Consider the following 12844-nt stretch of genomic DNA (forward strand, 5'->3'; position numbering starts at 1 on the left):
TTGACAACGATGGGGTCCTGTACTTAATGTCGGAAAACGCCTTGCTGCGCGTGGTGCCGTAACGCGCGGATCGGCGCCTGGCTACGGCTGCCGGCGCGGCCAGCCCATGCGTTCGGCTTGCCGCGCCTGCACTTCAAACCAGTTGTCCCAATAGTAGTGCCGTCCCCGTACCACCTGCCACAGGCTGGACAGCGGGTACGCGATGAAAAACACCACGCCCCAGCGCTCGTATTGCCGCACGTGCTCGCGCTCGTGGGCACGCAAGCGGTCCTGTTCCCGCCATGTCAGCGCGATGACGCTGTGACCGAACGTGATCGCGGTAAACGGCAACGCACGCGCCAGCGGCCCCGGGTGCCCGTCCGGCCACAGCGCCACTTCGATCACACCGGCAAATATCCTGGCCCTGGCGCCAAACAGCCACGCGGCGGCCAACAGGCACACGCCCACGGCCGTACACGGCGCGGCCCATGCATAAGCCAGCAGCGCCACGGCGCCGGCGGCTTGCCTGTTGTTCACGGGTTTCAATCAGCGGCTCCCCTGCCATCAACACTTGCGACGGTATCAGTGTACAACCGCGCCGGGTTTACCACTTGCCGCTGAGCTGGACCACCAGCGCCCGCGAATAGACGGGAATATCGAATGGCAGCGCCAGGCCCGGCGCCTGGCTGGGCTCGCGCGCATCCGCATTGAACAGGTTGCGCACGGAAGCGGAGACGGTCCAGCCGCTTGCCGCATGGTGCATCAGCGTCGTGTCGAACGTCCTGTAATCGGCAATCGGGGCGCGCGCATCGCCCGGCGCGCGGCGCCGTCCCGCAACCCAGTTCAGTTGCGGGCTGATGCTCCAGTCCGGGCCGAAACGCCAATCCAGGCGGGAGTTGGCGTGGTGACGCGGCGCATAGCCGGGATCCTGTTTGGTCCCTTGGTCGATCGCGTGCTGGCGCGCATAGCCTGCTTCCCAGTGCACGTTGCGCGTGATATCCCACACCAGTTCCACTTCGCCGCCCTTGCCTTTCACGCTGCCGACATTCTGGTAGCTGGCGCCGGGCGCGGGCGCGGGGTTCGGCACCGTGCGGATAATGTCCGTCATCGCATAGCGGAACAGGCTGAGGTTGACGTTCAAGTCAGGTTGGACCTGCCACGACAGTACGCCTTCCGTGGTGTGGATTTTTTCCGGCCGCAGGTCCGGATTGCCGTTATTGACAGGATTAATGCCGGACTGTTCATTGAAGCTGGGCGCACGGAACGCGCGGCCATGCAGCAACTTGGCGGTGACGTCGAGGCTGGCGTCCCATACCAGCGCCAGGCGGGGATTGGTGGTGCCGCCAGAGCTGGAATCCCGGTCATGGCGCACGCCGGCCGTCAATGCCCAGTCCGGCGCAAATTGCCATTCATCCTGCACGTACACATAGTCGACATTGCGGCGTTGCGGCTTGATGTGCGGCTGTATTGCATCATAGTTGATGACCGGACCGGTTGGCACGGGGACGCCGGCCGGCGTCAGCATGAAATTCTTGAAGGTGTGCACCTTGTACAGGTTCATGTCGTCGTGGCCGACTCCGGCGCGTACCAGGTGCTGGCGCCAGCCGCTGTAGGTGGCATAGGCCGAGGCGCGCAGATTGCGTTCCCAGCGGAACGGGCCGCCGATCATTCCGTCCGGGAAGACATTGGCGCCAATGCGGGCGCCCGGCGGGAATAATCCCAATCCTTCCGGCGATTGTTCGGTAAACAGCATATAGCTGAGCGACGCGCCCATCCCCCAGCCCTCGGCAAAATCGTCATCGGTCCATGACAAGTCCGTGATGGCATTACCGCTCTGGGTGCGATGTCGCGGGTCCAGCGCGGAATTCACGCCGGAGCCCATGCCGACATTGCCGCGCCACTTCACGCTGTTGCGCCAGCGCCAGTTTTTGTACGCCAGTTCGACGCTGGCATCGAGCGAATCATGCGACAGATTCATCCCGCCCGGGGCCAGGCTGACCTTGGTGCCGAAACGGCGGTCATTCAGGGTTTGCGCATCCGCTTCGATCACGCTGTGCGCTCCGGCCGTGGTTCCCAGTTGCAGGTACGCTGCAATCCCGAGCGGCCCGTGGTTGCTGCCATATTCCACCCAGCTTTCCAGCGTGCGGAACGAGCCGGCGATCCCCCCCGTGCGCAAGCCCTGCATTTGCGCGACGGTCTTGGTAATGATGTTGATGACACCGGCAAACGCATCCGCGCCATACAGCGCGGAGCCGGGCCCCCGGATGATTTCAATGCGGGCCACATTGGTCAGCGGGAAGCTGACCCACATATTGCCCTTGTCGCCGTTGAAGTCCGTATTCATCCGCATGCCGTTCAACAGCACAAGGACTTGCGGATTGGCGGGGCCGCCGCCGCCGATGCCACGGATGATGTAATTCGGCGGATTGACCGGTCCCGCGCGCGTCACGTGGAATCCCGCTACGGTTTCCAGTACCTGGTCCAGGTCGGTCGCGCCCATGGCGGCGATATCGTCGGAAGTAATGACGGTCGCCACCGCCGGCGCGCGGCGCAGCAATTGTTGCGAACCGGTTGCCAGGCTGATGGTCGATTTGCTCATGCTGTACAGGGCAATATCTTCCTCGTCGGACGACGATGCAGCCTGTGCGCCCATATGCGGTGCCACTGCCAGCAACAGCATGCTGGCAACGGTACGCATGGCCGGCGCGGGCCTGGCAAACAGGTTCTTCATTTCAAAACAGCAACATACTTCTCGTTAATCTCCGACCACCTTACCTATTGAAAGTCACTCTGGCAATTAATATGTTGTCGATTTGCATCTGCGCGGCCGCGAATCATTTCCCTGAGTGTTTTGACTTCTGGTGATTTCCCAAATCGAATTGCGCATATGATCCTGCTACCCAGAGGGGGCGCGCGCCGATTTCCAATAAAGAGAACCAGAGGAAACAGTCAATGAAGACACGGCATCACCCTGGCCGCCACGCGGCCGGGCACCCCTACACCCAAATTTCCATCGCGGTGCTGGCGCTGATCGGCGCCCACCCGGCATGGGCGCAGCAAGCGCCAAACAGCGACGGTCCAGTCGAATCCGTGGTGGTCACGGGTTTCCGCGCCAGCTTGAACAGCGCACTGAATACCAAGAAAAACAGCGACGGCATCCTCGATGTCATCAAGGCCGAAGACATCGCCAAGTTCCCCGACGCCAACCTGGCCGAATCGCTGCAGCGCGTACCTGGTGTGTCGCTGTCGCGCGGCGATGGCGGCGAAGGCAAGCAAATCACCGTGCGCGGCCTGAACGCGGGCTTTACGCGGGTGCGCATCAACGGCATCGAAGGCGTGGCCGCCACCGGCGCGTCCGACATCAATGGCAGCACCAACCGCGGCCGCGGCTTCGACTTTTCCGTGTTCGCCTCGGAACTGTTCAACAGCCTGGAAGTGCGCAAGACGTCGGAAGCCGGCGTGGAAGAAGGTTCGCTGGGCGCCACCGTCGACTTGCGCACGGCGCGTCCGTTCGACTTCAAGGGCGAGACCTTCAGCCTGGGCGGCCAGGCCAGCTACAACTCGCTGGTGCGCCAGCCCGAGCCGCGCATGACGGCGCTGTATTCGAACCGCTGGGATACCGGTGTCGGCAAGTTTGGCGCGCTGGTGTCGGTGGCGCATTCGCGCCGCACGGTGCAGGAAGAAGGTTATGAGGCGGTGGAACTGTTGTCCGCCAGCGCCGACGGCGGCTTTTGCTCGCCCGTCGGCTACACGCCGCAAAACCCCGCCAACAGCGCCATCAAGGGCATCGATGCGCTGAACTGCGGCACCGGCGTGCCGCGCACCTCGAACCTGGCCGCCTACAACGACGTGATGGGCCGCACCGACAACTATGGCGGCACCGTGGCCAATCCGGCCGCCGGTTCCGGCGCCTTCGCGCCACGGATTCCCCGCTACCGCCGTTCGCTGACCGATTACCAGCGCACCGGCGCCACCGGCTCGCTGCAGTGGCGCCCGGACAGCAAGACGGAACTGAACCTCGACCTGTTGGGCGGCAAGTTCGAAAACAAGCGCTACGACAATTACATTTCCGCGATTTCGTTCGGCCGCAGCCTGGCGCAATCGAACGGCAAGCCGCAATCGTCGATCCTGGAATCCCACTTCGACGGCAATGGCAGTTGGGACTACGGCAAATTCAATGCGGTCGACATCCGCACCGAAGGCTTGCTGGACGTGTACACCACGCTGTTCCGCCAGCACGTGATTTCAGGCCGCCATGATTTTTCCGACCGTTTCAAGGTCGACTTCCTGACGGGTGTTTCGAACTCGGACCTGGATGAACCGATGCGCGCCACCGTGCAATTCGACGCGCCCAACATCAACGGCTTCTCGTGGGACTTCCGCCAGAACCGCAACGTGCCGGCGCTGAACTTCGGCATCGACGTGTCCGACCCGAGCAAATTCACGTTTGCGCCGCAGGAAGCCGATGGCACGTTCCACGGCCAGTTCGTGGGCCGCTACCTGCACACCAAGAACAAGCTGAAGACCAACGCCGTCAACGCCAGCTTTGAAGTCAACGACAACATCACGTTGCGCGGCGGCCTGTCGGCCCGCAAGAACACGTGGACCAACGTGGAAATCGGTTCCGGCGGCAACGGCCTGGCCCTGCCTGCCGGCGTGACGATGGCCAGCATCACACGCCAGATCGACGGTTTCGGCCGCGGCCTGGGCGGCGCCGGCGTGCCCACGTCGTGGGCGGCGGTCGACCTCGACAAGTTCCGCAAGGTGTATGACATCGAATGCCATTGCTCGGCCGTCCCCGGTTCCGAATACAACTTGCTGGGCCAGGCCAACCGGGGCGTGGAAGAATCCATCAATGCGGTGTTTGCGATGGCGGACTTCCATTACGACGTGGGCCCGATCCCGGTGCGCGGCAATGTCGGCGTGCGCGGCGCGGAAACCAAGGCCACGTCGTATGCGCTGGTGAACGCCAACGGCACGCTGACGCCGGCCTCCTATACGCACAAATACCGCGACTGGCTGCCGGCGCTGAACGTGACGGCGCAAATGCCGAAAGACGTGCTGCTGCGCTTCTCGGCCGGTAAAACGCTGTCGCGTCCCGAGTACACGGACCTGGCGCCATCGACCACGCTGTCGTCGCAAAGCCAGACCGTCACCATCGGCAACCCGAACCTCGATCCGATCCGCGCCCGCACTTACGATTTGCAGGCCGAATGGTATTACGCGAAAAACGCCATGGTGTCGCTGGGCGCGTTCCGCAAGGAGATCAACACCTTCATCCAGGGTGTCTCCGAGCGCGCCGTGTTCTCGTCGCTGGGCTTGCCGGATTCGATCCTGCTGGGCGGCGGCTGCTCGATCACGGGCGGCACGCCGGCCTGCGCCACGCTGCCATCGACCACGGTGGTGGTGAACCGCAAGGTCAACACGCCGGGCGGCCCGCTGAACGGACTGGAATTCAACTGGCAGGCGCCGTTCACGTTCCTGCCTCGCGCCTGGAGCAATTTCGGCTCGCTGCTGAACTACACGCGGGTCAAGTCGAAGATCACCTACATCACGCGCGTCGACAACCCGAACACGGCCGCCAACGAATTGCTGAGCCAGACGGCGAACTTCACTGGCCTGTCGCCGAAGGCGCACAACATCACGCTGTATTACGAAGATCCGAAGTTCAGTGCCCGTGTGTCGAAAGCGTACCGCTCGTCGTACCTGCAAAACGTGCTGGGCGACGTGGCGGGCCACGACTACACCATCGTCGATGGCTCGTCCAACGTGGACTTCAGCGTGTCGTACAACGTGACGCCGAAACTGCGCGTGACGTTCGAAGGCCAGAACCTGACGGACACCCCGCTGCGCTATGGCCGCGATTCGCAGCGCAATGACACGTTGCTGTACGTGCATTCGGGCCGCACGTTCGTACTGGGCATGACGTACAAGTATTGATTCGTCACGCGTCCTGCACGTAAAGCCGGTTTGCACGATAATCCTTTTTCTTGCAAACCGGAGTACTGACACCATGAGCGACCTGTCCGATTTTCCCATCACCGCCAAATGGCCCGCGCAACATCCTGAACGCCTGCAACTGTATTCGCTGCCGACGCCGAACGGCGTCAAGGTATCGATCATGCTGGAAGAGACGGGACTGCCATATGAAGTGCACCTGGTCAGCTTCGACAAGAACGACCAGATGTCGCCTGAATTCCTGTCGCTGAACCCGAATAACAAGATTCCCGCCATCCTCGACCCGAACGGCCCGGACGGCCAGCCACTGCCGCTGTTCGAATCCGGCGCCATCCTGCTGTACCTGGCGGATAAGACCGGCCAATTGCTGCCCAAGGATGCGGCGGGCCGCTATGAAACCATCCAGTGGGTGATGTTCCAGATGGGCGGCATCGGCCCGATGTTCGGCCAAGTCGGCTTCTTCCACAAATTCGCCGGCAAGGAATACGAAGACAAGCGCCCGCGCGACCGCTACATCAACGAATCGAAACGCTTGCTGGGCGTGCTGGAACAGCGCCTGCAAGGCCGCGAATGGATCATGGGCGACCAGTACACGATCGCCGACATCGCCACCTTCCCGTGGGTGCGCAACCTGGTCAACTACTATGGCGCGGGCGAACTGGTGGGCTTCGACAACTTCCCGAACGTGCAGCGCGTGCTGGCGAAGTTCGTCGAGCGTCCGGCGGTGGCGCGCGGGTTGAATATTCCCGCGCGGGGCTGAACCTTATCCCGGTCCGTAACCTTAATTCCGTAGGGCGGTTTCCGCGCAGCGGAAGCCGCCATGCATGCACGGCGGCTTTGCCTCTGGCAAAACCGCCCTACGGATTGTTAGTCCCGTGCCCCTCGAGCGGCAACTCCGGCAAGAACAGCAACGTTACCACGCCCAGCAGCAACATCACGGCGCCGCCGGCAAACACGCCGGCAATCGCCTGCCGGTACACCGCCACGGTGGCGGCGGGTAAGACCGTGCCCGGCAACACGGCCACCGCCTGCAAGCCATGCGTATGCAGCGCATGCGCCAGCATGGCGCCGGAACCCGTCACGCCCAGCAGCCCGCCCAGCGAGCGGAAGAACGTCAGCATGGCGGTGCCGACACCGCGCCGCGCCAGCGGCAATGCGTTTTGCACCGCCACCGTCATGTTCGGCATCACCAGTCCCAGTCCGGCGCCCAGCAGGAAGATGGCCGGCTCGATCACCAGGTAGCCGGCGCTGTGCGCCACGCCCCATGCCAGCACGGCGAACGCGATCATGGCGGCCGAGAGCCCCAGCACCTGCGGCTTCTTGTAATTGCCCGTGCGCGATAGCCAGCGCCCGCCCAGCGGCGATGAAATGATCATCCCCGCCATCATGGCCACCGTCATCATCCCGGACTTCGCGGGACTAAGACCCATCACCAGCTGGAAAAACAGCGGGAAAAAGACGGACGATCCCATCAACCCCATGAAGGTCAGCGCCATCACCACGCTGCCCAGGTTGAAGACACGGCTGTGGAACAGGTCCGGCGGCAGCACCGGTTCCGGCACACGGCGCACGTGTACCGCCAGCCACGCGCCGCCCACCACGGCCAGCACGGCGCAAACCATGATCTGCACGGAATCCCACGCCCACTCCGTGCCGCCCAGCGCCAGCACCAGCAGCGCCGACGTGATGGCGCCCGTCATCAGCACGGAGCCAAGGTAATCGATGCGGTGCGCCGGGCCGTGGCGGTCCGTCCGCAGCGTGCGGGCAATCACGTAAAAGGCGGCGGCGCCCACGGGCAGGTTGACATAGAAAATCCAGTGCCACGACAGCGCATCGGTAATCAGCCCGCCCAGCACGGGGCCGAGGATGCTGGTCACGGCAAACACCACGGGCACCAGGCCCATGCGCTTGCCCCGTTCCGCGGGCGGCACCACGTCGGCGATGACGATCTGCACCAGCGGCATGAAGCCCCCGGCGCCGATACCCTGCAAGGCGCGGAACGCCACCAGCTGCGTCATGTCCTGCGCCAGCCCGCACAGCGCGGAACCCAGCAGGAAGGCGCCCATGGCGGCAAAGATCACGGGACGGCGGCCAAACTGGTCGGCCAGCTTGCCGTACAGCGGCATGGTGGCGGTCGACGCCAGCACATAGGCGGTGACCACCCACGACAAATGCGCCATGCCGCCCAGTTCCGCGACGATACGGGGCAACGCGGTGGCGACGATGCTCTGGTCCAGCGAGGACAGGCCCAACAGCACCATCATGCCGAGGTAGATGGCGCGGATTTCACGTTCGGTGGCGGGCATGGCAGGCATGGTCGTCATGGCTGTGCGATTTCGTTCAAGGGGCCAGTGGCGGCGGTCGCGCAAGGTTAACCCAGTTCGGCAATACTTGCATGTGAAGATGTGCGTATTTCTGAGAAGCACTTTCTTGGTACACTGGGCAGTTATTATCATAATGACAGGCTCCCCCCTGCACTCCGTTCCGATGAAATACCGCTCACCCCTGTTGGCCTTGTGCGCCCTGGCCCTCACGCAATTTGCGATGGCCGCTCCTCCCACCGAATACTTTTTTGACGCCCCCGAATTCAGCGGCGCCAAACTGTCGCCAACAGCCCGTTATCTGGCCGTCAGGGCCGGCGAGCCGGGCAAGCGCCAGGGACTGGCGGTTATCGACCTCGACAAGATGGATATCCAGCCTGTGATCGGCTACTCCGACGTCGATATCGGGGATTTCCAATGGATTAACAGCGAGCGGCTGGTGTACGACACGGCCGACCGGCAAGCCGCGCGCGGCAGCGTGCACCGGGCGCCCGGCCTGTTTGCCATCAATCGCGACGGCAGCCGCCTGGTGCAACTGGCCGAACGCGACGGCGATGGCCGCATCGTCGCCACGGAGCAGCGGCACCGCGCGGAGATCCTGCCCTGGAACCACTTCCTGATCCCGCAGCAGGGAACACAGGAGACCGACTGGATTTACGTCATTAATCCAAGCTTCGCGGGAAGTGAAATCCGCCATGTCGACCTGAAACGGGTCCACACGTTCAACGGCGCGGTGCAGACCGTGCCCCGTCCGCAGCACACGAAGGAATGGCTGCTGGACTTCAAAGGCGAACCGCGCCTGGCCATGGCGCGTGATGCCGGCGTGGACACCGTCCACTACCGGGACCCGGCCACCGACCAATGGCGGGTGCTGGCCAGCTTCAATTCCTATACGGATCGCGTCAACAGCTTTTCCCCGCTGGGATTTGGTGCGAACGGCAAGCTGTACGCCACGGCCAACATGGGCCGGGACAAGGCATCCGTCTACACGGTCAACCTGGATACGGGCAAGGTTGACGCCGATCCCAAAATCAGCTCCGACGACTACGATGTGGAGGGCGATTTCATCAGCGGCAGCAATAAATTGCTTGGCGTTCGCCTGACCACGGATGCTGCCACCACCACATGGTTTGATGCGGGAATGCAGGCGATCCAGAAAGCTGTCGATGCACTGCTGCCCGATAACGTCAACCTGATCTCCGTGGCGGCAAGGCCGGAAACGCCATGGGTACTGGTGGAATCGTATTCGGACGTGATGCCGAGGACGTACCTCGTCTACAACACGGCAACCCGTGCCTTGAAACGGATCGGCGGTGAACATCCGCGCATCGATCCCGCCCAGATGGGACGCCAGCAAACCCTGCGCTACACCGCACGTGACGGGTTGAGCATTCCCGCGACACTGACCTTGCCTCCGGGCGTCCCGCACAAGAACCTGCCGCTGGTGGTGCTGGTGCATGGCGGTCCTTATGTGCGTGGCAATAGCTGGGGCTGGGAAGCGCATGCGCAATTTCTCGCCACGCGCGGCTATGCGGTACTGGAACCCGAATACCGCGGCAGCACCGGCTACGGGTACAAACATTTCCGCGCCGGTTGGAAGCAATGGGGCCTGGCGATGCAGGACGATATCGCCGATGGCGCAAAATGGGCCATTGCGCAAGGGATTGCCGATCCCAAGCGCATCTGCATTGCGGGCGCCAGTTATGGCGGCTATGCGGCGTTAATGGGCCTGGTCAATGACAGTGACCTGTACCGTTGCGGCATCAACTGGGTGGGCGTCACCGATATCGGGTTGCTGTACAACGGGACCTGGACCGAAAAAAGCGACATTTCCGACCACTGGCGCAAGTACGGCATGCCGGAGCTGGTGGGCGACCAGGTCAAGGATGCCGCCCAGTTGAAAGCCACGTCCCCGCTGCACCAGGCGGCCCGCATCAAACAGCCATTGCTGCTGGCCTATGGCGGCTCGGACGACCGGGTGCCCATGCACCACGGCAAACAATTCTATGACGCCGTGAAAAACACCAACCAGGAGGTGGAGTGGGTGCTGTACCCTTCCGAAGGACATGGATGGAAGCTGCAAAAAACCCATGTTGATTTCTGGGACCGGGTGGAACGGTTCCTGGCCCGCCACATCGGTCCCAAACGCATTGAGCCGTGATCCCGGACGGGACTTGCCGGATCGCGCCGCAGCCCGTATAATTCCGGCCCTTCGGGTCGTTAGCTCAGCTGGTAGAGCAGCGGACTTTTAATCCGTTGGTCGCAGGTTCGAATCCCGCACGGCCTACCACGAATACCGCAGTACAGATCAGGCTTACCCGCTTCGGCGCGTAAGCCTTTTTTGCGTCCTCCAATGCCGGCCGCCATTGCCGAGCCCACTGTAGCAGTCCGCCGACTGATACAGCATGGGTCTGTCCCCCTCGCCTTGTGCCTTGTCCGCACCGCCCCGCCCTCCTAGACTGGCCCCATCCCGACACGGCGAACCGCATACCATGACCGAGTTACTTCCCCTGATGAGTTATTGCCTGGTGATGTCCGTCACTCCCGGCCCGAACAACGTGATGCTGGCGACCACCGGCGCCAACTTCGGCGGGCGCGGCGCCCTGCCCGCCATACTCGGCATCCAGGCCGGCCTGTTTATTCAAACCCTGCTCATGTGCCTGGGGCTGGGAAGCGCCTTCACGGCCTACCCGCTGGCGCAGCAGGTGCTGCGCATCGCAGGATCGCTGTACCTGGTGTACCTGGCCTGGAAACTCAGCGGGGCATCGGTGGGCAAGGCGCAGGCGCCCCGGGCCGTATCCTTTGCACAGGCCGCGACATTTCAGGCGCTCAATCCCAAGAGCTGGGTGAAAGCCATGACCATGGCATCGGTCTTCATGCCGGCGGGGAGCGACACGGTCGGCAATGCGCTGCTGGTGACGATGACCGGCACCGTGGTGGGCGCGCCTTGCAATATCCTGTGGGCCCTGTTTGGCGTATCGATCCGCGGCGTGCTACAGGATCCGCGCAAGCAGCGCGTCTTCAATCTGACCATGGGCGCAACCCTGCTGGTCCTGGCCGCGACGTTTTTGCGCTAGACTTTCGTCATGTTCGCCCTCGACCGTTCCTCGCCCATCGCCCTGTCGCAGCAGATTGAGACCGCCTTGCGCCATATGGTCGACAGCGGGGCCTTGCCTGGCGGGGCCAAACTGCGGTCGATACGCCAGCTCGCCACCGAGCTGGCGGTGAGCACCAATACCGTGGTGGTGGCCTACGACAGGCTGGTCGCCGCAGGCGTCATACACTCCCATGGCACGGCGGGATTTTTCGTGCGCACGGCGAACGACGCCGGCAAGCCGATCCCCGATGAAGCCGCGCTGGAAGCGGGCGAAGAACAGGAGCCGGTGTGGCTGGCGCAGCAGTCAAACGATCAGCGCGCCGGCATCCTGCTGGCCAGCAGCGGGGCATTGCCGCCGACCTGGCTGCAGGACGCGGTGCCGGCCACTGCCGTGCAGCGTGCGGTGGCGCGCAGCGCCGCCGGCATGGCTTCGCGCTGTCCGCCGCAGGGGCTGCCGGAATTACGCGAGCACATCGCGTTGCTGTTGCGCGGCATCGGCGTTGCCGTGGATGCCGGCCAGATACTCACCACCTTCGGCGGCACCCATGCGATCGACTTGATTTGCCGAACCTTCCTGCAGGCCGGCGATACCGTGCTGGTGGAAGACCCCGGCTATTTCCTGATGTTTGGCCGCATGCGGCAGGATGGTATCCGCCTGGTGCCCATCCGGCGCCGCCCCGATGGGCTGGACCTGGAGGCACTGGAAGCGGCCTGCCGCGAGCACCGTCCGCGCCTGCTGTTCGTGCAAACGGCCTTGCACAATCCCACCGGCTGGAGCAGCAGCGTCGCCAATTTGCACAAGCTGCTGGTGCTGGCCCGGCAATACGGCTTCCTGATTGCGGAAGACGACGTGCACGGCCATTTCCAGCAAGGCCACAGTACGCGCCTGGCCTCGCTGTCCGGGCTCGATGGCGTGATCTACTATTCCAGCTTTTGCAAGGCGCTCAGCCCCGCCTTGCGCATGGGCTATCTCGCCGCCGCGCCCGCCCTGCTCAAGGTACTGATGCGCACCAAGATCCATTCCATCATGACGACGCCGGCGCTGAACGAATATGTGCTGCTGGAAGTACTCAGGGCCGGCAACTTGCGCAAGCACCTGGACCGGCTGCAGCGCAAGGTCATGGCGGCGCGCAACGCCAGCGCGCGCCAACTGGGCGCGGCGGGCGTGCTGTTCGAGCAACCCGGCGACGCCGGCATTTTCCTGTGGGGCACGATGCCGGAAGGTGTGGATGTCGACTTGCTGGTGCAGGACGCCTACCAGAACAAGATCCTGCTCGTGCGCGGAGCGGCCTTCTCCGCCACCGCCACGCCCGACCGGCACATCCGTTTCAATGTCGCCTTCAGCCAGCATCCGCGCCTGAGCAGTTACCTGCAGGAGCGCTTGCAGGCCATGGCCACAGCGCGTTCAAGCCTGGCCCGCGCCGGCATCGCGGCCGGTCCGGATGTCACGTCACCGTGATGTTAAATTAGGTAAAGATTACTTACCAGC

General features: G+C 63.4%; 8 protein-coding genes and 1 tRNA gene. 6 read left to right on the plus strand and 3 right to left on the minus strand.

The window, feature by feature from the left end:
• Positions 1-81 precede the first annotated feature (81 nt).
• Together GJ700_RS11625 and GJ700_RS11630 are read right to left on the minus strand one after the other, a co-directional pair.
• The gene (locus tag GJ700_RS11625; RefSeq protein WP_229506935.1) at positions 82-516 is read right to left on the minus strand and encodes a signal peptide prediction; all 435 of its coding nucleotides are present in this window, start codon (positions 514-516) and stop codon (positions 82-84) included.
• 67 nt (positions 517-583) lie between these two features.
• Positions 584-2710, minus strand: coding sequence for a TonB-dependent receptor plug domain-containing protein (locus GJ700_RS11630; RefSeq protein ID WP_229506936.1), 2127 nt, complete (start codon positions 2708-2710; stop codon positions 584-586).
• A gap of 221 nt (positions 2711-2931) precedes the next feature.
• Here GJ700_RS11630 and GJ700_RS11635 point away from each other — a divergent pair, with 221 nt between their 5' ends.
• The gene (locus tag GJ700_RS11635; protein ID WP_154373823.1) at positions 2932-5919 is read left to right on the plus strand and encodes a TonB-dependent receptor; all 2988 of its coding nucleotides are present in this window, start codon (positions 2932-2934) and stop codon (positions 5917-5919) included.
• A gap of 73 nt (positions 5920-5992) precedes the next feature.
• Positions 5993-6697 carry a glutathione S-transferase N-terminal domain-containing protein gene (locus GJ700_RS11640; RefSeq protein WP_154373825.1) on the plus strand — a complete coding sequence of 235 codons (705 nt, stop codon included), beginning with the start codon at positions 5993-5995 and terminating at the stop codon, positions 6695-6697.
• 97 nt (positions 6698-6794) lie between these two features.
• On the opposite strand, the gene GJ700_RS11645 is transcribed toward GJ700_RS11640, so the two are convergent.
• Positions 6795-8261 (minus strand): MDR family MFS transporter, encoded by a 1467-nt coding sequence (locus tag GJ700_RS11645; RefSeq protein WP_229506937.1) that lies wholly within the window; start codon positions 8259-8261, stop codon positions 6795-6797.
• A gap of 220 nt (positions 8262-8481) precedes the next feature.
• Here GJ700_RS11645 and GJ700_RS11650 point away from each other — a divergent pair, with 220 nt between their 5' ends.
• The 4 genes from GJ700_RS11650 (at position 8482) to GJ700_RS11665 (ending at position 12814) form a co-directional block, all read left to right on the plus strand.
• Entirely contained in the window at positions 8482-10419 is a 1938-nt protein-coding gene (locus GJ700_RS11650) for an alpha/beta hydrolase family protein (RefSeq protein WP_229506938.1), read from the plus strand.
• Positions 10420-10472: 53 nt separating this feature from the next.
• Positions 10473-10548, plus strand: a tRNA-Lys gene (locus GJ700_RS11655).
• Positions 10549-10750: 202 nt separating this feature from the next.
• Positions 10751-11335, plus strand: coding sequence for a LysE family translocator (locus GJ700_RS11660; protein ID WP_154373829.1), 585 nt, complete (start codon positions 10751-10753; stop codon positions 11333-11335).
• A 9-nt stretch (positions 11336-11344) separates the two neighbouring features.
• Complete coding sequence (locus GJ700_RS11665) at positions 11345-12814, plus strand: aminotransferase-like domain-containing protein (RefSeq protein ID WP_154373831.1); 1470 nt, start codon at positions 11345-11347, stop codon at positions 12812-12814.
• The last annotated feature ends 30 nt before the right edge of the window (positions 12815-12844 follow it).

This window comes from Pseudoduganella rivuli (assembly GCF_009674485.1).
Taxonomy (GTDB): domain Bacteria; phylum Pseudomonadota; class Gammaproteobacteria; order Burkholderiales; family Burkholderiaceae_D; genus Rugamonas; species Rugamonas rivuli_B.